The organism is Pikeienuella piscinae (genome assembly GCF_011044155.1).
GTDB classification, from domain to species: domain Bacteria; phylum Pseudomonadota; class Alphaproteobacteria; order Rhodobacterales; family Rhodobacteraceae; genus Pikeienuella; species Pikeienuella piscinae.
In genome coordinates this window covers 3,728,291-3,750,122 of the sequence record NZ_CP049056.1, presented here as the reverse complement: position 1 = coordinate 3,750,122, position 21,832 = coordinate 3,728,291, and the positions used below count along the sequence as shown (strand labels likewise).

The 21,832-nt window shown below is 67.8% G+C and carries 20 protein-coding genes; 12 read left to right on the top strand and 8 right to left on the bottom strand.

Annotated elements, in window-relative coordinates:
- Nucleotides 1–72: 72 nt before the first annotated feature.
- From fsa to G5B40_RS17830, 6 genes are all read left to right on the top strand, one after another.
- A complete protein-coding gene (fsa, locus tag G5B40_RS17855) occupies nt 73–729 on the top strand; it encodes a fructose-6-phosphate aldolase (protein WP_165101517.1) in 657 nt (218 codons plus the stop codon).
- Entirely contained in the window at nt 722–1,447 is a 726-nt protein-coding gene (locus G5B40_RS17850) for a DUF484 family protein (RefSeq protein WP_246209615.1), read from the top strand. Before fsa ends, G5B40_RS17850 begins: the two co-directional genes overlap by 8 nt.
- Nucleotides 1,447–2,373 carry a tyrosine recombinase XerC gene (locus tag G5B40_RS17845; RefSeq protein ID WP_165103826.1) on the top strand — a complete coding sequence of 309 codons (927 nt, stop codon included), beginning with the start codon at nt 1,447–1,449 and terminating at the stop codon, nt 2,371–2,373. Before G5B40_RS17850 ends, G5B40_RS17845 begins: the two co-directional genes overlap by 1 nt.
- Complete coding sequence (locus G5B40_RS17840) at nt 2,370–2,807, top strand: Lrp/AsnC family transcriptional regulator (protein WP_165101514.1); 438 nt, start codon at nt 2,370–2,372, stop codon at nt 2,805–2,807. Before G5B40_RS17845 ends, G5B40_RS17840 begins: the two co-directional genes overlap by 4 nt.
- A gap of 135 nt (nt 2,808–2,942) precedes the next feature.
- Nucleotides 2,943–3,857, top strand: a complete 915-nt coding sequence (rocF, locus tag G5B40_RS17835; RefSeq protein WP_165101511.1) for an arginase — start codon at nt 2,943–2,945, stop codon at nt 3,855–3,857.
- On the top strand, nt 3,857–4,912 hold the full coding sequence (locus G5B40_RS17830; protein WP_165101508.1) for an ornithine cyclodeaminase: 1,056 nt from the start codon (nt 3,857–3,859) through the stop codon (nt 4,910–4,912). The genes rocF and G5B40_RS17830 overlap by 1 nt, the downstream gene beginning before the upstream one ends.
- Before the next feature lie 18 nt (nt 4,913–4,930).
- Here G5B40_RS17830 and G5B40_RS17825 read toward each other — a convergent pair whose 3' ends face one another.
- The gene (locus G5B40_RS17825; RefSeq protein ID WP_246209613.1) at nt 4,931–5,827 is read right to left on the bottom strand and encodes a LysR substrate-binding domain-containing protein; all 897 of its coding nucleotides are present in this window, start codon (nt 5,825–5,827) and stop codon (nt 4,931–4,933) included.
- A 107-nt stretch (nt 5,828–5,934) separates the two neighbouring features.
- Here G5B40_RS17825 and G5B40_RS17820 point away from each other — a divergent pair, with 107 nt between their 5' ends.
- The 6 genes from G5B40_RS17820 (at nt 5,935) to G5B40_RS17795 (ending at nt 10,448) form a co-directional block, all read left to right on the top strand.
- Entirely contained in the window at nt 5,935–6,222 is a 288-nt protein-coding gene (locus G5B40_RS17820) for a DUF6552 family protein (protein ID WP_246209610.1), read from the top strand.
- A gap of 204 nt (nt 6,223–6,426) precedes the next feature.
- Nucleotides 6,427–7,083, top strand: a complete 657-nt coding sequence (locus G5B40_RS17815) for a carbonic anhydrase (protein WP_246209608.1) — start codon at nt 6,427–6,429, stop codon at nt 7,081–7,083.
- A gap of 126 nt (nt 7,084–7,209) precedes the next feature.
- Entirely contained in the window at nt 7,210–8,046 is an 837-nt protein-coding gene (locus tag G5B40_RS17810) for a transporter substrate-binding domain-containing protein (protein ID WP_165101502.1), read from the top strand.
- A gap of 15 nt (nt 8,047–8,061) precedes the next feature.
- Nucleotides 8,062–8,814, top strand: a complete 753-nt coding sequence (locus tag G5B40_RS17805) for an amino acid ABC transporter permease (protein WP_165101499.1) — start codon at nt 8,062–8,064, stop codon at nt 8,812–8,814.
- On the top strand, nt 8,804–9,688 hold the full coding sequence (locus tag G5B40_RS17800; RefSeq protein WP_165101496.1) for an amino acid ABC transporter permease: 885 nt from the start codon (nt 8,804–8,806) through the stop codon (nt 9,686–9,688). The genes G5B40_RS17805 and G5B40_RS17800 overlap by 11 nt, the downstream gene beginning before the upstream one ends.
- A 10-nt stretch (nt 9,689–9,698) precedes the next feature.
- On the top strand, nt 9,699–10,448 hold the full coding sequence (locus G5B40_RS17795) for an amino acid ABC transporter ATP-binding protein (protein ID WP_165101494.1): 750 nt from the start codon (nt 9,699–9,701) through the stop codon (nt 10,446–10,448).
- A 67-nt stretch (nt 10,449–10,515) separates the two neighbouring features.
- Here G5B40_RS17795 and trxA read toward each other — a convergent pair whose 3' ends face one another.
- The 7 genes from trxA to G5B40_RS17760 form a co-directional block, all read right to left on the bottom strand.
- On the bottom strand, nt 10,516–10,836 hold the full coding sequence (gene trxA / locus G5B40_RS17790; protein ID WP_165101491.1) for a thioredoxin: 321 nt from the start codon (nt 10,834–10,836) through the stop codon (nt 10,516–10,518).
- 87 nt (nt 10,837–10,923) lie between these two features.
- Nucleotides 10,924–14,292, bottom strand: a complete 3,369-nt coding sequence (gene addA, locus G5B40_RS17785; RefSeq protein WP_165101488.1) for a double-strand break repair helicase AddA — start codon at nt 14,290–14,292, stop codon at nt 10,924–10,926.
- Nucleotides 14,289–17,249, bottom strand: a complete 2,961-nt coding sequence (gene addB / locus G5B40_RS17780) for a double-strand break repair protein AddB (RefSeq protein WP_165101485.1) — start codon at nt 17,247–17,249, stop codon at nt 14,289–14,291. The genes addA and addB overlap by 4 nt, the downstream gene beginning before the upstream one ends.
- The gene (locus G5B40_RS17775) at nt 17,246–17,944 is read right to left on the bottom strand and encodes a nucleotidyltransferase family protein (protein ID WP_165101482.1); all 699 of its coding nucleotides are present in this window, start codon (nt 17,942–17,944) and stop codon (nt 17,246–17,248) included. The genes addB and G5B40_RS17775 overlap by 4 nt, the downstream gene beginning before the upstream one ends.
- The gene (locus tag G5B40_RS17770; protein WP_165101479.1) at nt 17,941–18,972 is read right to left on the bottom strand and encodes an aminoglycoside phosphotransferase family protein; all 1,032 of its coding nucleotides are present in this window, start codon (nt 18,970–18,972) and stop codon (nt 17,941–17,943) included. The genes G5B40_RS17775 and G5B40_RS17770 overlap by 4 nt, the downstream gene beginning before the upstream one ends.
- Nucleotides 18,969–19,481, bottom strand: a complete 513-nt coding sequence (gene tsaE, locus G5B40_RS17765; RefSeq protein ID WP_165101476.1) for a tRNA (adenosine(37)-N6)-threonylcarbamoyltransferase complex ATPase subunit type 1 TsaE — start codon at nt 19,479–19,481, stop codon at nt 18,969–18,971. The genes G5B40_RS17770 and tsaE overlap by 4 nt, the downstream gene beginning before the upstream one ends.
- Nucleotides 19,482–19,510: 29 nt before the next feature.
- Nucleotides 19,511–21,733, bottom strand: a complete 2,223-nt coding sequence (locus G5B40_RS17760; RefSeq protein ID WP_165101474.1) for a sensor histidine kinase — start codon at nt 21,731–21,733, stop codon at nt 19,511–19,513.
- Between the last annotated feature and the right edge of the window lie 99 nt (nt 21,734–21,832).

Genomic DNA, 21,832 nt, shown 5'->3' with positions numbered 1-21,832 from the left:
AGAGGTGGGCCCGAAAAGCGCCATACCCGCATGAGCGGAGAGAAGCGCGGGCGAGAAGCAGGAGAACACCCAATGAAATTTTTCGTCGACACGGCGGAAATCGCCGAGATTCGCGAACTGGCCGAGACCGGAATGGTCGATGGCGTCACCACCAACCCGTCGCTGATCATGAAATCCGGTCGCGACATCACCGATGTGACCAAGGAGATTTGCGACCTGATCGACGGCCCGGTCAGCGCCGAGACCGTCGCGACGGACGCCGAGGGCATGATCGCCGAAGGCAAGAAGCTGGCGGAGATCGCGCCCAATATCGCGATCAAAGTACCGTTGACTTGGGAGGGGCTGAAGGCCTGCAAGACGCTTACGGGCGAGGGGCGGATGGTCAACGTCACGCTCTGCTTCTCCGCCAATCAGGCCCTGCTCGCGGCCAAGGCCGGGGCGACATTCATTTCGCCCTTCATCGGACGGCTCGACGATATCTCCCTGGACGGCATGGATCTCATCCAGGAGATTCGCCAGATCTACGACAACTACCATTTTTCCACCGAGATTCTCGCCGCGTCCATCCGCAGCGTGAACCATGTGAAGGCGGCGGCGCTGATCGGCGCCGACGTCATCACGGCGCCGCCCAACGTGATCAAGGCGCTCGCGGCGCATCCGCTGACCGACAAGGGACTCGACGCGTTCCTGAAGGACTGGGCGAAAACCGGGCAGAAGATCCTTGGCTGAGACGCAGGCGGCGGCCGCACCCCGCGATCTTCGCGAAGAAATCCTCGCCGATCCGGCGATCGTGCTTGAGGATCGCGTCGTCATGCAGGCGCTGATCGACGCCGAGCCGGCGCCTGGCGGGCGCAAGGTGGTCGATCTGCGCGGCGCGCTGGTCACGCGGCTGGAAGCCCGGCTCGACCGGCTGGAGACGACGCATCGCTCGGTCATCGCCGCGGCCTATGAGAACCTCGCCGGAACGACACAGATTCAGAAGGCGGTGCTTCTGCTTCTGGCGCAGAACCGCTTCGTGGATTTCCTCCGCGCGTTGACGCTGGAGACGCCGGAGATGGTCGCAGTGGACTGCGCCCGGCTCTGCATCGAGACAGACGAGGCCGCCCCCGGCCCGTTGACCGGACTCGACGAGAGTCTCAGCGAGAGTCTGGTGATCCTGCCGCCGGGCGGGGTCGACGCCTATTTCGCGCTTGGCGGCGCCGCCGGGCGACCGATCAGCCTGCGCCCAGCGGTAGCGGAGGCCGACGCGGTCTTTGGCGACACGGCGGATTCGATCCGCTCCGAGGCGCTGGTCCGGCTCGATCTTGGCGACGGCCGCGAAGGGCTGCTGGTTTTCGGCGCCGAAGACGCGCGCCGCTTCGGGCCGGAGCATGGCGGCGACCTTCTGGAGTTCTTTGGCGGCGTGGTGGAGCGGGCGCTCCGCCGTTGGCTGGCGCCCGAAAGCTGATGACGGAGGCGTCCGCCGGCGCCGCCGATCTTCTCCGGCGCTGGCTGGCGTCGATGAGCGGCGCGCGCGCGGCGTCGCCGCACACGATCACCGGCTATCGGCGCGACGTCGCCGGCTATCTCGGGTTCCTCGCGGGACACAGGGGTGGCCCGATGGGGCGACAGGCGCTCGGCGCGATCAACCCGCGCGACATGCGCGCCTGGCAGGCCCGGCTCCGCGCCGACGGGCTTTCCGCCCGCTCCGCCGCGCGGGCGCTCTCCGCCGTAAAGTCCTTTCACCGCTGGCTGGGTGAGGCCGAGGGGGTGGAGGCCGCGGCGCCGCTCGCCGCCCGCACCCCGAAAGCGCCGCGCCGCCTGCCCAGACCGGTCGCAGCGGACGCGGCGCGGGCGATGATCTCGCACGCCGCCGACAGCCACCCCGAACCCTGGATCGCGGCCCGCGACGCCGCCGTCCTGACGCTGCTCTGGGGCGCCGGCCTCCGCGTCTCCGAGGCGCTGGCGCTCAACCGCGCTGACGCGCCGCTGCCGGAGACGCTGCGGATCAGCGGCAAGGGCGGCAAGGAGCGGATCGCGCCGGTGCTTCCGGCAGCGCGTGCGGCGGTGGAGGAGTATCTGCGGCTCTTGCCCTACGAGACCGGGCCGGAGGACCCGCTGTTTCTCGGCGCGCGCGGCAAGCGGCTCGACCAGCGGCTCGTGCGCCTCGCGATGGCGCGCGCGCGGGCCGCGCTCGGCCTGCCGGCCACCGCGACTCCGCACGCGCTGCGGCACTCCTTCGCGACGCATCTGCTGGAGGCGGGCGGCGATCTCCGGGCGATCCAGGCGCTGCTCGGTCACGCCTCGCTCGCGACGACGCAGGTCTACACCTCCGTCGATCAGGCTCGGCTGATGGCCGTGTATGAGGCCGCGCATCCAAGGCGCGAGGCATGAGCGGAGAACCGCTCGACGCGACCGACCGCCGGCTCGTCGCCGTGCTTCGCGAGGACGGGCGCGCGTCGATTTCCGCCCTCGCCGCGAATCTCGGACTCGCGCGCGGCACGGTGCGCGCTCGAATCGAAAGCCTGCGCGCGCGTGGGGTGATTCGCCGCTTCACGATCGATATCGGCGGCGCGCTCGAACCGGAGACCGTGCGCGCGGTGATGACCATCGAACTGAAGGGTTCGATGACGCGGCAGGTGATCCGCGCGCTCGAAATGACTCCCGAGATCACTGCGATCCACACCACGAACGGCGCCTGGGACCTCGTGGCGGAGATCAACGCAAGCTCGCTCCCCGCGTTCGATCGGGTGCTGCGCGAAGTGAGGGCGATCCAGGGCGTCTCGAACAGCCAGACGAGCCTGCTGCTGGATACGCTTCGGGGTTGACCCTCCCGGCGACAGATCGGCCAACCCACCTTTCAATTCGACCAGCGCTTCGACCGAACCGGTCATTTCTTAGGATATGCGTCGTCCACTCCGCCCCCCTATCTTCGCGGGTGACGGAAAAGGAGAAACGCAGCCATGACGAACATCGCTCTGATCGGCGTTCCGACCTACGCCGGCGCCGCGCAACGCGGCTGCCAAATGGGGCCGGAAGCCTATCGCACCGCCGCGCTGGCGGAAACCTTGAGCGCCCTCGGCCATGTGGTCGAAGACCGGGGCGACATCCGCCCCGGCGACGCGGGTGGAATCCCCCACAGCAACAAGGTGGTGAAAAATCTGGGCGAGACCGTCGCATGGACGCGAGCGATCCGGGATGCGGGGCTGAGTGAGGCCGGGTTCCCCGTCTTCCTCGGCGGCGACCATTGCCTCGCGGCGGGCTCGATCTCCGCGATGGCGGAGCGGGCGGCGCGCGAAGCGCGCCCACTCTTCGTCCTCTGGCTGGACGCGCATCCCGATCTGCACACCCCGGCGACGACGACCAGCGGCAATCTTCACGGCGCGCCGATGGCGTATGTCACCGGCGCGGAAGGCTTTGATGACTACCCGCCGCTCGCCGCGCGCGTGGAGCCCGAAAACGTGATGATGATGGGCCTTCGCTCCGTCGATCCGGCGGAGAACGCCCGCATCGCCGCCAACGGGTTCGAGGTCCGCGATATGCGTTCGATCGACGAGCATGGCGTCGCCGCGCCGCTCCGGGCGTTCCTGGAGCGGGTGAAGGCGGCGAACGGTCGTCTCCACGTCAGCCTCGACGTCGATTTCCTCGAACCCGGCATCGCCCCTGCGGTCGGCACCACGGTGCCGGGCGGCGCGACCTTCCGCGAGGCGCATCTGATCATGGAGATGGTCCACGACAGCGGCCTCGCCTCGTCACTCGATCTGGTCGAACTGAACCCGTTTCTGGATGAGCGCGGGCGGACCGCGAAACTGATGGTCGATCTTGCCGCCTCGCTTATGGGCCGCAAGGTTCTCGACCGCATGACGAGGAGCTACTGATGACCACACAGAAACCTTCTCCCTCGCGTCTCGCGATGGTGCCGTTCGTCTCGGTGGCTCACATGATGGAGATCGTGAATGGCATCGGCTCGGCGAAAATGATGACCGAACTGGCCGAATATATCGAGCGCGACTTCCGCCGCTGGGAAAGCTTCGACAAGACGCCGCGCGTCGCCGCCCATTCCAACGAGGGGGTGATCGAGCTGATGCCGACCTCGGACGGCGAGAATTACGGCTTCAAATATGTCAACGGCCACCCGAAAAACATGCGCGACGGCTACCAGACCGTCACCGCGTTCGGCGTTCTGTCCAATGTCGATAACGGCTATCCGGTTCTCCTGACCGAAATGACCGTCCTCACTGCGCTGCGCACCGCCGCGACCTCAGCGATGGCGGCGAAATATCTCGCGCCAAAAAGCGCGCGCACGATGGCGATGATCGGCAACGGCGCTCAATGCGAATTTCAGGCGATCGCTTTTCGGGCGCTGGTCGGCGTCGAGGAAGTCAGGCTTTTCGACATCGACCCGGCGGCGACCGCCAAGGCGGCGAGGAACCTCGCGGGGAGCGGCCTCCGCGTCGTTCCCTGCAGATCGAAAGAGGAGGCCGTGGCGGGTGCGGAGGTTATCACCACCTGCACCGCCGACAAGCAGTACGCGACGATTCTCACCGACAACATGGTCGGCGCCGGCGTCCACATCAACGCCATCGGCGGCGACTGTCCCGGCAAGACCGAGTTGCACCGCGACATACTTCTTCGCTCCGAAATCTTTGTCGAATACCCGGAGCAGACGCGAATAGAGGGCGAGATCCAGCAGCTCGACCCCGGCCACGCGGTGACCGAGCTCTGGCGGGTGATCATGGGTGAGGAGCCTGGGCGCCGCACCGAGACGCAGATCACGCTTTTCGACAGCGTCGGCTTCGCCATCGAGGATTTCTCCGCGCTTCGCTATATCCGCGACCAACTGGAGCGGACCGGCGCCTACATCGAACTCGACATGCTCGCGGACCCGGACGATCCGCGCGACCTGTTCGGCATGGTCCGTCGCGCGAGCTGACTTCCCGCCAGATCGGCTTCATTCCACGGCGCGGGCCGTCTCGAGCAACCAGCTTCGGACAATCTCCGTCGCCGACGCGCGGCGCAGGCTTCGCGGCGCGAGAAGATGGTAATCCGGCTCCCGTGCAAGCGAATCCGCGACGACGAGCCGAAGCCGGCCGGAGCGTAGATCTTCCGCCACCAGAAAGCGGGCGACAAGCGCGACCCCCTGCCCCGCCATCGCCGCATCGACGCTGAGCGTGGTTTGGTTGAAGCGAAGCCCACCGCGCAGCGCCCTCTCCCGCCGCCCGCCAAGCGCATCCAGAAAGACTGGCCAGAGGTTGTGTGAGTCGTGAAGAAGCGGCGCCTCTTCAAGCGCCGCCAGGCCGGCCGCCTTCGGCCGCGCGTCGAGGAAGTCGGGCGCCGCGACGGCGACCAGTTCGGTGCGGAAAAGCCGCTCCGCCTCCACGCCGGCGCCGAAGGGCGGGCGACCCTGCCGCACCGCCAGATCGACTCCGTCGCTCTGAAAGTTCAGCACGCTGTCCGTCGCCAGCACCCTGAGATCGATGTCAGGGTGACGCCCGGTGAAAGCGGTAAGCCGGGGTATCAGCCATCTGGACGCGAATGTCGTGGTCGCGGTGATCGTTACGCGCGCGGCCTGCGGCTCCAGCCGCACCGTCGCCTCGCGGAGCCGGACGAACGCCTCCGCCACCTCCTCGTGATAGCTGCGCCCGGCGTCGGTGAGCGCAAGCCCTTTGGGCAACCGCTCGAACAGCTTCAGCCCAAGCCGCGCCTCCAGCCCGCGCACATGCTGCGCGACCGCGCCTTGAGAGACGCCAAGCTCCTCCGCCGCCAGCCGAAAGTTCAGCCGTCGCCCGGCGACTTCGAACGCCCGAAGCGCATTCAACGGCGGCAGGGCCCTTTGCGCTGTAGTCAATCGTTTTTCTACTGCCATGACGCAGAATACCTGACGTGCGAAAACAACATGAGACCCGCATATATGCAGCCGGACGCATTAACCCAGCTTCGTAGGAGCGCCCCGCTATGACAATAGAAAACCAGACCCTGGCGACAGCGAACGGCGCCGCCGCTTCCGGCCGCACGCGGATTGACGCGGCGCGCGCCGCCTTCGTCATCAAATGGGTCGCTTCGCTCTTCCAGATCGCTGGCTATGGCGCGACCGGACTCGGCCTCGAACCCTGGAATATCCTGCTTTTTCTGGTCGGCGTGCTCGGGTGGTTCACCGTCGGGTTGCTTTGGGGCGACCGCGCGCTCATCCTGGTCCATCTCGTCGCCTTCGCCGCCATGATCGCCGGGGCGATGAGCCGCTGAGCCATCGCCCCGCGCGGCGCCTTCAGATCGGCGCTTATCCGGTCGCAATGCCGAAGCCGGAGCGCGCGACATGCGACATCGGAGACAGTAGCGCCCTGCCGTCGCATCACCCCACTGCCCCCTTTACCTCACCTTCCGGGTCTGGCATGTCGCTGCAGTCTTGTCACGCGGGCGAAGGCCGCCCGTCAGCGGAAAGGGCGGCTCATGGCGATGCTCGCACAACCGTTCCCGAACTATCTGCATGATCGTTTTCGGGCCTGGAAATTGGCGAAATACGACGATTCGCGCGCCTGGTACGCGCGGCTGATGTCGGAGGGGCAACATCCGCGGGCGATGCTCATCTCCTGCTGCGACAGTCGGCTGGACACGGTCTCGATTTTCGGAGCGGAGCCGGGCGATCTCTTCGTTGTGCGCAACATCGCCAATCTGGTCCCGCCCCACGCCCCTGACCAGAACCATCACGGCACCTCCGCCGCAGTCGAGTACGCCGTCAATGTGCTCAAAGTGGCGCATATCGTCATCGTCGGCCATTCGAACTGCGGCGGCGTCGAGGCCTGCCATGACATGTGCTCCGGCGCCGCGCCGGAGCTCGAGAAGTCAACGAGCTTCATCGGCCGCTGGATGGACATCCTCCGCCCCGGCTACGACCGGGTGCACGACGAGAAGGAGGAACGCGAAGTGGCGCTGGTCTCGCTCGGGCACGAGGCGGTCCGCACGTCGCTACGCAATCTGGCAACCTTCCCGTTCGTGGAGGAGTCGGTGAAGGCCGGCATGCTGACGCTGCACGGCGCATGGATCGATATCGCGAATGCGGACATGTACGGCATGGACCCGGCGACGGAACAGTTCTCTCGCCTCTGACGAAACCCTTCCTGCGGCTTCCCTCCCCCACCCTGGGGCGTCCCGCCTGCGTCCAAGCTTTGCTGGTCATGACCGGAAAGCGCGGTTAGGCTTCGCCTTTACGAGAAATAACAAGGGAGGCTTCGCATGCTGAAATTCTTCTCCGGCCTAGCGGCGGCCGCACTGTTGATGTCCAGCACGTCAGCCATTGCGGCCGAGTGTTCGAACGACACCTGGAAGAAGATCATGGAGCGCGGGAAGATCGTCGTCGGCGTGAAAGCCGATTACAAGCCCTGGGGCTTTCGCGATACGAGCGGCGACATCATCGGCATGGAGCCGGACATGGCGCGCGACGTGGCGGAGACCATGGGGGTCGAGCTTGAGCTGATGCCGGTCGTCTCCTCGAACCGCATGCAGTTCCTGGAGCAGGGTCAGATCGACCTGATGATCGCCACCATGACTGACCGGCCCGACCGGCGCGCCATCGTCGGCATTCCGGGCCCGGCCTATTACACCTCCGGCACCAACATCATGTCGCCGAAGGCGCTCGGCTTCACCGAATGGGAGGACCTGCGCGGCAAGCCGGTCTGCGGCATCCAGGGCGCCTTCTACAACCAGATCGTCGAGGATCGCTACGGCGTCCAGATCGTCGCCTTCGGCGGCACCGCCGAGGCGAAGCAGGCGCTGCGCGACAAGAAATGCGTCGCCTATATTTATGACGATAGCGCCATCGGCTCCGACATCGCCTCGGGCAATTGGGACGATTTCGAGATGCCGCTCGCATCCGAGGATGACAGTCCCTGGGGTCTCGCGGTGCCTCTGGCCGAGAGAAACTGCCTTTTCGGGCGTTTCATGTCCGGCATGCAGTACGCATGGCACAGCGAAGGGACGCTGATCGAGCTTGAGAAGAAATGGGGCGTGAAGCCCTCCGGCTTCCTCCAGAAGATGCACGAACGCATGGCCGACCATCTCGCCTCAGAATAGCGGCGGTCGGAGCAGGTGACCGGAATCGAGGAGTATTTCAGGCATCTCGCCGAGGAATACCCGCGCTGGAACTTCATCTGGCTCTATGACGAGAAGCAGGCCGGACGTATCCTGTCCGGCCTCTTTATGACGATCAGGCTCAGCATCGCCTGCGTGATTCTGAGCGTCGTCCTCGGCGTGCTCGGCGCCTGGCTGCAGGGCGCGCGGAGCCGATGGGTCCGCGCCGTCGTGCAAGGCTATATCCAGTTCTTCCGCAACACGCCGCCGCTCGTCCAGTTGCTCTTTTTCTATTTCGCTCTCGGCCAATTCACCCCGAGCTACAGCCCGGACGGCTGGCTGGAAATCCCGATCATCTCCAATGTCGGCTGGGCGATCATCTCGCTCTCCTTCTTCGCCGCCGCTTTCAATATGGAGATTTTCCGCGCCGGCATCGAAGCGGTCCCTGACGCGACGCAAGAGGCGGCAGAAAGCCTCGGCATGTCGCGCGCGCAGACCTATGGCTACATCGTCTTTCCGCTGGCGCTCCGAGTCTCGATCCCGGCGCTCAACAACAATCTGGTCAATCTGGTCAAGACGACGACGCAAGCCTACGCCATCGCGGTGCCAGAGCTTCTCTATGAATCCGTCTCGGTCTGGAACGATTTTCCTTCGGCGCAATACCCGACGATGCTGCTGCTGTTCGTCGTCTATATCGGGCTCGTCGGAATCCTCGTCCTCGGGATGAACGGCTGGGAGCGGCGCATGAAGATCCCCGGCTATGGCGTATAGAGCGATCCCCGGCGTGACGGCCGGCGCGCGTACCGACCTGCCGATCCTGCTGCCGTTCGACGTAGCGGCGCATGCGCCGCCGGAACTGGGTTTCAGCCGCTGGCTCGGCGCGCTTCCGCTCTGGGCGCCCCTCGCCCTTCTGGCGCTCTGGCCCGCGCTCGCCGCAGCGCAGGGCGGTTACGGGACGGCGGACGCGTTCGCGGCGCTTCTGCGCTGGATTCCATTCCTTCTGGAGAGCGGATTTCTCTTCAACGTCATCATCTCTCTCTTCGCGATGCTGATCGGAACGCTGATCGGCGTCATGCTCGGGCTCGGGCAGGTATCGCGAACCGGCGTCGTTCGCCGTTTCGCCTGGTTCTTCACCCAACTCTTCCGGAACTCGCCCTGGTTGGTGATTCTCTTCATCGTTCTCCTGGCGCTGCCGTTCGAAATCAGGGTCTTCGGCCTTGTCATCCAGATCCCGGCCTGGATGAAAGCGGTGTTCGGCCTCAGCCTGCCGGTCATGGCGAATATCTCCGAGATCGTCCGCGGCGCGATCCAGTCCGCGCCGACCGCGCAGTGGGAGGCGGCCGAGGCGCTAGGCTTTTCCCGTCACCAGACGCTCTGGCAGATCATTCTGCCTCAGGTCTTCAGACGGATGATCCCGCCCTGGATGAACTGGTACGCCATCCTGACCATGGCGACGCCACTCTGCTCACTTCTCGGCGTCGGCGAGATCATAACCCTTTCGCGCCAGGCGATGGAGGCGGAGAACAACCAGCCGGAGCTGTTGGTCCCGTTTTACGGGTTCGCGCTCGTCTGCTTCTTTCTCTACTGCTATCCGATCGCGCGCCTGACAATCAGGCTGGAGCGGCGATATGCCGTCAAACTCTGAGGTTCGCGCCATGACCGACTGGACGCCCGACGCCCCCATCGTCTCGATCCGCGACGTGCACAAGTCCTTCGGTGATCTCGAAGTGTTGAAGGGCGTCAGCATCGACGTGATGAAGGGCGAGGTGATCTGCATCATCGGGCCGTCCGGCTCCGGTAAGTCGACGCTGATCCGCTGCATCAACGCCCTGAACGACATCCAGCAGGGCTCGATCACCGTCGAGGGAATCGCGGTGCACGATCCGAAACTCGACAAGCGGGCCCTACGCCGGAAGGTCGGGATGGTGTTCCAGCAATACAATCTCTTTCCGCACAAGACCGCGCTAGAGAATGTCATGATGGCGCCGCTGAAAGTGCTGAAACAGGACCGGGCGGAAGTCGAGGCGCGGGCGCGGGCGCTAATCGCCAAGGTCCGGCTGGAAGGGAAGGAAGACAGCTATCCCGGCGAGTTGTCGGGCGGCCAACAGCAGCGCGTGGCGATCGCCCGCTCGCTGGCCATGCAGCCCGACGTGATGCTCTTTGACGAGGTCACCGCCGCGCTCGACCCGGAAACCGTGAAGGAGGTTCTGGTGACGATCAAGGACCTCGCGGCGGAGGGAATGACATGCATCCTGGTGACGCACGAGATGGGATTCGCGCGCGAGATCGCCGATCATATCTATTTCACGGATCGCGGCGTGATCGTCGAACACGGGCCGCCAGCGACGTTTTTCGAGCGCGCCTCCGATCCGCGCACGCGGGAGTTCCTCAGCCAGATCCTCTGACCGGCCCGCCCCGGAACGAAAAAGGCCCGGCGTCGCCGCCGGGCCTGAATCATTCCGCCGATTCACGTCAGATCGTCTCGCGAATCCAGCTCTCGATCGCGGTTTTCGCCGCAGCGCCGACCTTGGTTGAGGCGGCCTGACCATCCTTGAACAGGATCATGGTCGGAATCCCCCGAACGCCGTAGCGGGAAGGCGCATTCGGGTTATCGTCGATATTCACCTTGGCGATGATCACATCATCGCCCATTTCTGCGGCGATCTCTTCCAGCGACGGGCCGATCTGCTTGCAGGGACCGCACCATTCGGCCCAGAAGTCGACCACGACTGGCTTGTCGGCCTTCAGAACGTCGGTATCGAAACTCGCATCGGTAACAGCGACGGTAGCCATAAGGGCCTCTCTTTCAAAACGCAGCGCCTTCGGGGGCTAGTTCTTTCTCGGCGCGGAAAAGGAAAATATGCAGCCGCCGCCGACCGGTCAAGACGCCTGGGCGTCACGCCGGACGCCCGCAAACGCCGTATCGAGAAGCGCCGGCGGCAGCCGGTCGAGCCGCGGCGCGGCGGTCCAGAGGATATGCGCCGCGACAGCGCGGCCCGGATAGATTCCGCGCAACGCCTCACGATAGGCGGCCATCTGCGCGAGATAGGCGACCGGCGTATCCGCCGCCGTAGCGGGGGGAGCCGCGTCCGATTTGAAATCGACGAACGCCGCCGTATCGGCGGTCACGCGCAGTCGGTCGATCCGCCCGGAGACGCGGGCGTCGCCGATCTCCACGGAAACCGCCGCCTCCGCCACCGCGTCCGGAGCGAAGAAGGTCGCCGCCTCCGGCAACGCACGGGCGCGAGCGGCCTCCGCAAGCCATTCGTCGAGCGCCGCATCGTCGAACGCATCGGGCTTCGCGATCCCGGCGACAATCCGGCGGAACGCGTCCCGGTCCGTCGCGCCATGCTCAAGCGCCGCGTGAATCGCCTCGCCGCGAAGCCGCGCCGCCGCCGGGTCGAGGCCGGCGCCGCCAGTTTCGGTCATTTCGCCAAGCGCGCTCGCCGCCCGGCGCCTTAGCGTCCGAAGAGGCTCCGCCGCCGGGCGAACCTCCATCCAGGATTCGGCCGGGACAGACGCGGCCGCGGCGATCTCTTTCCTTTTCCTCCGACTTTTGCCGGCGCCCAGATGCAGCAGCATCCGGCCAAGTCCACCGGGAGCATCCACTTCGCTCACCTTCAGTTCGGCGAAGCCGTCGCGAACCTGACCGTACCAGGTCCCATCGGTCTTGACCGGGTCATCCTCGCCCGCGCCGGCGATGATCAGCCAGTCTTCGGCGCGGGTCATCGCGACATAGAGAAGCCGCCGATGCTCCGCCGCTTCGGCGGCGCTCTCCGCATCGCGAAGCCGGGCCAGAATCTCCGGCTCCTGCCCCTTCACCCCGCGCCAGACCGCCCGCGGCCCAGCGGCGGTTTCGATTTCCGCGACCGGATCGCGCCGGTGCGCATCCGGCTTCGCCATCGTGTCGGGCAGGATAACGATGGGCGCCTGCAGCCCTTTCGCGCCGTGCGCGCTCATCACCCTGACTTCGCCGCGCCCGCTCTCGTTCTCGCGCTTGATCTCGACCGAACCGTTCGCAAGCCAGCCGAGAAAACCCTCGATGCTCGGGGTTTCCGTCGCTTCATAGCTCAGCGCCTGCGCCAGCAACTCGTCGATCGGGTCTTCGGCGTCCCGGCCGAGCCGGGCGATGAACCGACGCCGCCCGTCGCGGCCCGGACTCTCCGGCGTGAGCAGCGCCTTTTCGAGGAACTCGTAGGGGCGCAGAAAATCCGCGTCCCGCATCGCTTCCGAAAGCAGCCTGACTTCCCGTGGCCAGCGGTCAGCGGCGTCTCTAAGACTACGCCACAGCGTCCCTTTCCGGCCATGGGCGAGATCGAAAAGCCCCCCCTCGTCGACATCGAAAAGCGGCGAGCGAAGCAGCGCCGCCAGAGTCAGATCGTCATCCGGCGTCACGGCGAAGCGCATCAGCGCCAGAAGATCGCGCACAGCGAGCGAAGCGTTCAGGTCCAGCCGGTCGGCCCCCGCCACCGGCACGCCGCGCCGTTTCAGCCCCTGAACGAGCGGCGCCATCATCTGCGTACGCGAGCGCAGGAGAATGAGGATATCGCCCGGCTCGACCGGACGCCCCCCCTCCCCCGGCATTCGCGCGCCGGCGCAGAGCGCGGCGACATGCGCCGCGACCACGTCGGCGAGCTTCACCCGCGCATCGCGCCGCCCTGGCATATCGACCGGCGACCAAGGCTCGGGCGGTTCGGCTTTCGGGTCGGGCGGCGCCAGCGGCCAGAGTTCGACCCGCCCTGCGCGCGTTGCATGAAATGCGCTGTGACGCGGCGGAGTTCCGGCGGCGGTCAGCCCTTCGGCCCGCGCCCCCCCGAAAGCTGCATCCACCGCCCGCAGGATCGCCGGAGCGGAACGGAACGAGACGTCCAGCGCCTCCTCCCTCAATCCGCCGACCGGCTCGAGCCCTGTTCTGAAGCGCTGGCGCATCTCCTCAAACATGCGCGGCGCGGCGCCCTGAAAGGAGTAGATCGACTGTTTTTCGTCACCGACGACGAAGCTGGTGCGCGCCTCCGCCCGCGCTCCAGCGCCGGCGCGGAACTCGGCTGCGATAGCGTCGATCACGTCCCACTGACCTGGCGAGGTGTCCTGCGCCTCGTCCACAAGAATATGCTCGATCCCGCCATCGAGCCGGTAGAGGGCCCACGCCGCCATCTCCGAACGGGTGAGAAGAGCGCGCGCCCGACCGACGAGATCGTTGAAGTCGAGCAGTGAGCGCGCCGCCTTCGCCGCCTCGTATTCCGCGCCGAACGCCGCGCCAAATCGCGCCAGCCGGATCGCCCGCGCCGCCGCCGCGGCCGCCAGTCGCGCCTCCCGCGCCGCCAGCGCGACTTCGGTCAGATGGTCGCAGAGCGCGCGCCAGTCCGGCTCCGCCGCCTGCGCGCCCTTGCTCGCCGGGTTCTTTCGCGGCTCGCCGGTCTTCTTCAGCAGCGCGGTCTGAAGCTCGGCCGCGACGGCGGCGCTGTCCGGCTTCGCGGCGGTCAGGTTCGCGGCCTTCTCCCGATCGCCTGGGGCGCCGGCGCCCCAGGCGATGATCATCCGCGACAAGGCCGCCGGATCGAGCGCATCCATCGCTCTCGCCAGCGCCGCGCCTTCATCTGGTGGATCGGGGACGCCGAACAGCGCGCAAAGCCCGACCTCATCCGCCGGATCCGGGAAAAGCGCCGGGTGAGCCGCGACGAATTGCGCCAGTTCGACGATGCCGCTCTCGTTCTTCTCTTCCGCGACGGCCGCGATCGCGCCGCGCGCTTCGCCCGATGCGATCCTGGTGAGCACCTCCTCGATCAGCGCCGCGCGTTCGCGTTCCTCCATCACCCGGAAACCGGGCGGCGCTCCGGCTTCGAGCGGGAAGCGGCGCAGAAGATTGTCACAGAACGCATGGATGGTCTGAATCTTCAGGCCACCGGGCGTCTCCAGCGCCTGCGCGAAAAGCCGCCGCGCGCGCTCGAAGTCGGGCGGGGTTTCGCCGCCTGTCAGATCCCGCAAATCCGCCGCCAGCGTCGCGTCATCCGCCATCGCCCACCCGCCGAGCATCGCGAAGAGGCGACTGCGCATCTCGGCCGCGGCGGCCTTGGTGTAAGTTAGACAGAGAATTTTCTGCGGCCGCGCGCCCGCCAGCAGCAGCCGCGCGACGCGCTCCGTCAGCACCTTGGTCTTTCCCGCCCCGGCGTTCGCCGCGACCCAGGCCGAACCGGACGGGTCGGCCGCCCGCCGTTGCGCCGCGGCGGCCGGGTGCTCGACCACAGTCATGACGCGCTCCGCGGGGGCGTCCCCGGCGGCGGCGCGGAGGGCGGCGCGTCGTCCCACTCGCCATAGCGTGAGAGATGGTCGTAATCTGAAGCGTAGTTCATCACTTCAGGATAGGCTCGGGGCGGATAGGTGCGATCCGGCTCCTCATAGGCTTCGAGCAACGCTACGAGCCGCGCCAGCGCGTCCGCCTCCAGCGGCGCATCGCGCTCCAGCCCGCCCTTGCCGTCGCCCGACAGGCTGAGATAGGCGAGCCGTTCGACCGGCCCCGCCGGAACCTCGTCCAGACCGGCGTTCGAGACGATCAGCGCGAGAAGCGGAAGCTGCTTCTGAAAGATCCTCATCTGGTTTTCCGAGGGGATCGACTGCGCCTTGTAATCATAGATCGCGTAGCCGCCGGTTGAGAGCGCGTCGATCCGGTCGGCGCGCCCGCGCAGCGTGAATCTCCCGCCCGCAGTGGTGAAATCGAGCGCGCCGGACGCCTCCAGCGCCAGCGGCGCCCCGCCCTCGCGGCGCGCTTCCTCCCGTTCCAGGAACCAGTCCCTGACGCGAGCGAGCCGCGCCTCCCAGGCGAGGGCCTGAACCGGCGCGGCGACCGAAGCGGCGACGACCTCTGCCGCGATCCGGTCAAAATGCGCCGCCGCCGCCTCCCTGCCCGGCCACGCCGCCTTCGTCGCAACGATGAAACGTTCGACGACCTCGTGCAACACTTCGCCCCGGTCGCGCTGATCGGCCGCCGCGCCCGGCTCGTCGAGCGCCCGCAGTCGCAGGATCTCACGAGCGTAGATCGAATACGGGTCGCGGATAAGCGTCTCGATCCGCGTGACGGACAGTCGGCGCGGACGCGCGGCGACGGGCGGGCGCGGAGCGGGGCGCGAGGCAGGCGGAATCTCGAAATCCGGCGTCCCGATCCGCTCCGCCAACCCGCTCCAGCGCGCGCCCCGCGCCCGGATCGCGGCAAGCGGCGCGCCGCCATCGACGGCGCCCAGAAGCGCGGTCAGTCGCGAAAGCCAACGCGCCGGCGTGGTCGGCGCGCCCTCGGCCTTCAACGCGCGGCTCAAGATGGCGCGGGGGGCGGCGGCGCATTGCATGAAGTCATGCGCGGAAAGGCCGACGCGCCGCTCCGGCGACGGCAGGCCGATCTTCTCGCGCATCGGTCGGCTGAGCCAGGGATCGATGGCCGGCGGCGCCGGCCATGACCCTTCGTTGAGCCCGCCCAGTATCACCGTTTCCGCCATCTGGCTTCGTGCTTCGAGCGGTCCCCAGATCTTGAGCCGCGGATGCGGCGCCCAGGGCTCCTCGCGCACCTCGCCGGCATCAGCCAGCGCAGCGGCGAGGAGTTCCGGATAATCGCCGGGGGCGGTTTCGCCGAAATTCCCGGCGGCCTCAGAGAACCGATCGAACGCCGCCTTCAGCGCCTCGCCCGCCTCCTTCTCGTAGAGCGCAGGGCCGGCCAACGCCTCCGCCGCGCGCCGGTGGTCCGCGACCATCGCCGCCAGCGGCTTCCGCGCGCCCCACGGCCTGAGCGCGGTCAGGGCGGCGCGGAGCGCGTCATCGGCGAGCGGCGCTTCCCCTCCCGCCGGCTCCTTGACGTTCATCGCCTCGATCGCCGCAACGGAATCGAGACGGAGCGCGATCTGGCGTCGGCGAAGTCCGGCGCGCTCCAGCCGCCAGACGCCCTGAAGATGTTCCTTCCGTTCTGGCCCGGCCGCGGTCAGCGGATGCTTCAGAAGCGCCAGCAGCGTCACCCGGTCGAAAGGCCGGCAAAGCAACTCCGCGATCATCGTGACCAGAACGCCCGGCGGCGTCTGCGCCAGCGGCGGACCGCTCGAATCGTCCGGATTCAGCCCCCACCGCCCAAGCGCGGCCGTCACCCGGCGAGCGAGATTCCGATCCGGCGTCACCAGCGCGATCCGCCCTCCGGGCCGCTCGAGCGCCGCGCGCATCGCCAGCGCGATAGCGTCCGCTTCGCGCGCCGGGCTCGCCGCTTCGATCAGCTCCAACCCTTCAGTCGCCGCCGCCGCGTCGCGCGCGAGCGCGGGCAGCGCCGCGCGCCAGCGATGGGTGACAGGCGCCGGGCGCAGCGTCTCGGCGAGGAGCGCCGCACGCGCGCCGGGTTCCGCCATTCCCGACCACGGACGAACGTCGTCGCGCGTCAAGCCAAGCCGGTCCAGAAGCCGCGCGTGGCCGTATTGCGGATGGTCCGGCGTCACCCCCGCCCAGCCTTCGGCGTCGAGCGCAAAATCGAAACCCGAAAGCACCACCGCGCCCTGCGGCGCTCCGGCGACCGCGACCAGAAGATCGGCCCGCGTTCTGGTCGAGCCGGTGGACCCGGCGGCGATGACCGGCCGATCGGGCGGCGCCGTCCGCCATGCCGCGACCAGCGCCTCGACCTCACCGCGCCGCCGCGCCTCCGGATCGCTAGCGGCGGTTCCGGCCGCCAGTTGCGCCGGCCAGAGCTCCCGCACCAATTGGAGAAACTCCAGAACCCGGCGCCAGTGCGCCGCCTGATCCACATCGACCGCGCGGTCCAGCGCGGCGAGCGCGATCCCCTCGCGCTGGAACTCATCAAGAAGAGCCGCGAGCGATTCCGCCAACGGCCCTGCGGCTGCTGCCGGGCCAAGCTTAGGTCGCGCGGCAAGCAGCGCGCCAACCATCTTCATCAGCGCAAGCAGCCGATCAAGACGACCGACCGCCGCCGGCGCGTCCGTCCGCCCGGTGGCGAGGTCCTCGATATTGATGAGACGGGGGAGGAAGACCGCCTTGCCCGCCGCCTCGAACGCTTCACGCGCCGCGCGCTCGGCGCGCCTTGTATTGAGCGCAACCTCGACGCCGGCGACAGCTTCGGGCGGCTGACCCGCCAACCTGTCGCGCAGGCCGGAGACGAGGCCGGACACGAAGTCGGCGCCGGGCGGAAGGGCGAAGACGCGCGGGCCCGGAGTGTCGAACAGCCGGATCACCTCAACATCCCTTCAGCAAGGCGAAGCCCTTCCGGCGTTCCGACATCAACCCATCCGCCGCTATGGACGACGCCGAAAAGCCGGCCTTCGCGGATCAGCCTGTCCCATATGAAATTGGTCGAGAACGCGCCCTCCGGCGCGTCGGCGAAGGCGCCGGGGGCGATGATCTGCGCGCCGGTGTAGACGAACGGCGCGCTCTCCGCCGCCCCGCGCCGCGACAACCGGCCGTCAGAGTCGGCGAAGAAATCGCCGGGGCCGCTGTGGCTTACCGCGTCCTTGCGCGCGACCAGCAGCAGGAGCGCGCCCATCCGCCCGCCATCCCACGCGCCGGCGAGCGGCGGCAGGGGCGCCGGGCCGGTCCAGATCGCATCGGCGTTCACGCAGTAGAACGGCGCCGGGCCAAGAAGCGGCAGCGCCTGCGCGACGCCGCCGCCGGTCTCCAGAATCGCCGTCTCCTCCGAAAACTCGACCTGCGGCGCAGTCCGGCCGGCCAGATGCTCGCGGATCTTTCCGCCGAGGTAATGGAGATTGACCACCGCCCTTTCGACCCCGGAAACGGCGAGATGGTCGAGCGCATGATCGATCAGCGCCCGCCCGGCGACTTTCAGCAGCGGTTTGGGGACCTCCGCCGTCAGCGCCCCCATCCGCGTGCCGAACCCGGCGGCGAGGACCATCGCGCGCGCAGGCCCGGTCATGCGCGCGCCGCCCGGACCCGCGCAAGCGTAGCTGTGTCGGGCATGGGGATGCGCCGCGCCACGAACTCCGCCAGGGGCGAGAGCGCGGGATGGGAGAGATCATGCGCCAGATGCGCCCAGACCCGGTCGATCAGACCCAGATATTGCGGCTTGCCGTCGCGGAGCCAGAGGCGCGCGAAGATACCCACGATCTTGAGGTTCCGCTGCGCGCCAAGGGCGGCGTATCCGGCGCGAAACGTGGTTTCCTCCGCACCGCTCACCCGGATATAGCGCGCGATCATCGCCGCACGCAGCTCCGCTGAAGTGTCGCGGCGCGCATCCTCCAGCAGCGAGACGAGGTCATAGGCCGACGCGCCAGCCAGCGCGTCCTGGTAGTCAAGCAGGCCGACACGCGCGGCGCCGCGTCGCTCCGGCAGCCAGATCAGGTTCTCGGCGTGGTAGTCGCGGAGGACGAGATGGCCGCGCATCGCCGCCACCGGGGCGCAGGCGGCCGCGATCAGGCCCGCGAACTCCGCCCTGAGCGCCGGTGAGACATCGGCGCCGGCGGCTTGCGCCCACCAGTCGAGCGCCAGCATCGCCTCACGCTCCAGAACGACGCCGTCATAGGCCGCGACGCGCGCCTCGGTCCGCGAATACGATACCGAAGCAGGCGGCGCGGAGAGGAGAGGCAGAAGCTCCACCGCTTCTGAATAGAGCGTCGTCTCCATCTCCGGATGCGAGGCAGCGACGCGCGTGAAAAGCGCATCGCCAAGATCCTCGATCAGCGCCAGGCCGGCGGGAATGTCCGCGGCGTAAATCTCCGGCGCGCTGAGGTTCAGCCCGCGAAGATACGCGGTGAAGGCGAGGAAGCGACCGATATCCTCGCCGCGCTCCGCGGGCGCGTCCATTAGGACCGCCCGCCGACCCGCGCTCGCCACCCTCTCATACCGCCGGTTCGACGCGTCTCCGGACAGGGGGCGGAGCTGCGCCCGGCGCCACCCCTCCCGCTCCAGAAACGCGCGCTTCAGCGCCGCGCGCTCCGCGGTCACGACGCGCGCTCCAACACCGCCGCGACCCGGCCCCAGCCGCCGCCTTTCCCGCGCCAGTCCAGCCGGCGTCCGCCTTTCGCCGGGGCTGTGAGCGAGAGCTCCAGACGCCGCGTCGGCGCAAGCGCGCCTAGCTTCTCCGGCCATTCGACAAAAACGATCGCGTCCGCGAAAGCCTCATCGAGGCCAAGTTCCAGAACCTCGTCTTCGCCATCGAGCCGGTAGAGATCCGCATGCCAGATCGGCGCGTCGGCCTCATAGACTTGAATCAGCGTGAAGGTCGGAGAGGGGATGTCCTCGGGCGGTCGCCCCGCCATCCTGAGCCGCGCGGCGATCGCAGCGCGGGCGAGCGCGGTCTTGCCGGCGCCGAGCGACCCAAGGAGCAGCGCGGCGTCGCCGGGCGCCAGAGCGGCGCCGAGCGCGGCGCCGATGCGCGCGGTAGCGGCGTCATCTGCAAGCTCAACCACGCCGGCGAGTTCAAGTTCCGGCGATTCGGCGTTTATATTAGGCATTGGCGTCCCGGCTGGTCTGAACGCCCTTGTTAACCCGCTCGCGCCCGCTGTGCGAGAGCCTCCGTCAGATGCTCACGGCCGTTATTCATCGTGTCGTCGGCGGTGATGCGACAGCGCACGACGCGCCGCCCGTCCGGCCCGCGTCCGACCTTCACCTCACCGCCGTCAAGCCTCGCAAACCGCCGCACCAACGTCAGCGCCACGCCCTGCTCGACCAGTTCCTCCACGATCTCATGGCTGCACTCGAGCAGTACGTCGCGCCCCTCGGACCAGACGGAAAGTTTGATCCGGCCGCCTAGCGACGTCTTCTCCAGGGCGTCCATCGCCATGTTGAAAACGATCTGCCGGAACCGCGCCCGATGGCCGGATGTCTCCTCCTGCGTGTCGTCGTTGACGATCTCGACGTCGCCCACGGATCGTCCGGTTCGCCGCTCAGCCAGCGCGGCGGCCTCGCGCGCCACGACGGCGGGGTTGAAGAACGATCGTGATTCTCGTCGCGCGTCGGCGCCAACGGAAATGAGATCGGCCATCGCGTCGATCGCTTCAATGAGATCGCCGGAGCTTGCGACTATGCCGCGAACGTAGTCCGCCTGCCGCGCATTGAGCGGGCCGATGCGGCCATCCTCGAGAAGCTGGCCGAAGCCGAAGATCGAGTTTAGCGGAGTTCGCATCTGGTGCGAGATCTGGTCGACCAGCGCGCCGCGCATCTCCTCCGTCTGTTCGAGCGCTTCGTTGCGCTCCTTCAGCGCGGCGGCGACCCGTTCACTCGCGGTCACATCGGAAAAGACCGCGAGCGTCGCCCCATCCGGCATCGGCGAGACGCGGGCGGAGAGAAAGCCGCCGTTTTTCAGCTCCACCGACTCGGCGGTCGCGCGGCGCTCCAGCCCACCGGCTGCGGCGCCTTTCATCTCCTCCCAGAACGGATGCGGTCCGGACGCCGCGCGACAGGCCGCGATCACGCCGTCGACATGGTCTCCGGCGCGCAGCGCGCCGTCCTCAAACCCCCAGAGCCGGCGAAATGCGCCATTCGCCATGCGAAGCCGCCCGTCCGGGCCGAACACCGCGATTCCCTCTTCCAGCATCTCGGTGGTCGCATCGCGCGCCGCACGCTCGATCGCGTTGATGCGCCGGAGCGCGAGCGTATCGGTGACGTCCTCGAGGACGAAGGCGAGCCCACCGGCTAAATGCGGGCGGAAGTTCGCGATCAGCGTCCGGCCGTCGGGCAGATGCCAGGTCTCCTCGATCGGCGCCGCGATCTCGGCGCCGACCCGCCCCAGAAGCCGGGCGCGCCAGGCGGCGTAGTCAGGCTGCTCCGGCAGGGCGCGCGCGCGCCGCATGCGGTCCAGCAGATCGCGGAGTCTGGGTCGCCGGGCCAGCCACTCCGTATCATCATCGCAAAGCGTGGAGATCACCGGGTTGAACAGCGATAGCCTTCGTTCGGCGTCGAAGATCATCAACCCGACCTTCAGATGCGCGAAGGTCTCGGAGATCGTGTCGACGAATCGGCTCATCGACCGCTCCGCTGAGAGCGCGCTGCTGTCGTCCAGAGCGACGAAAAGCCCGCCCCTAGCGGCGATCACGGCGTAGACGGCTTCCGCCGAATCCGATTGCGGCTCGACGATCACCCGTTCGCGCGCGCCGACCGTGTCCAGCGTTTCCGCCGCTGCTTCGAGCGCGGCGCGGACATGCGGGTCAAGCGCGGCGGCGCCGTATTCGGTGTCTCCGGCGCGCCAGGCGACAAGGCCGGCCGCCTCTCGCGCGGCGGCGAGATCGGCGAGCGCGCGTTCGGCCGCGTCGGCGCGACGCTCGGCCGCATCGAGCCGGCGCCAAAGACAGGTCTGATCGTGAAGCGTCACTGAAACATCGATCCCGAGCGGCGCGCCCGACGCCTCCAGAATCCGGCCGTCGCGCGTTTCGACCACTTCCCGGAACGCCGCGCCTTTGGCAACGAGGCGCGTCAAAGCGGTCTCAAGCGCGTCGCGCCCGGCCTTCAGCCCGGCGAGCAGCGCGTCACGGCGGAGCGCGACCTCTTCGCCGACCCCGAGCAACGCGCGCGCTTCCGGCGTCGCCTCTACGTGACCTTCACTCGTGATTCTCAGAACCGGAGCCGCGAGTTCGAGCGGCGTGCGCCTTGTTGTCGGGGCCCGGGCGCGGAATGATCCGCGCATCGCCGCCAGGGTAAGCGTTCCTCCACCAACCAGAAATGCAAGACACACCAGCCCAAGCAGTTCCAGCCCTGTCAGATCGTTCATTGAGCGCCCCCACCCAACTGATGTCGAGCTGCGACCCTCGGTTGCTCAACATCCAAAGTTAAACCTATGGGCGAATACGTTCGCTGTCAAATCGCGCGT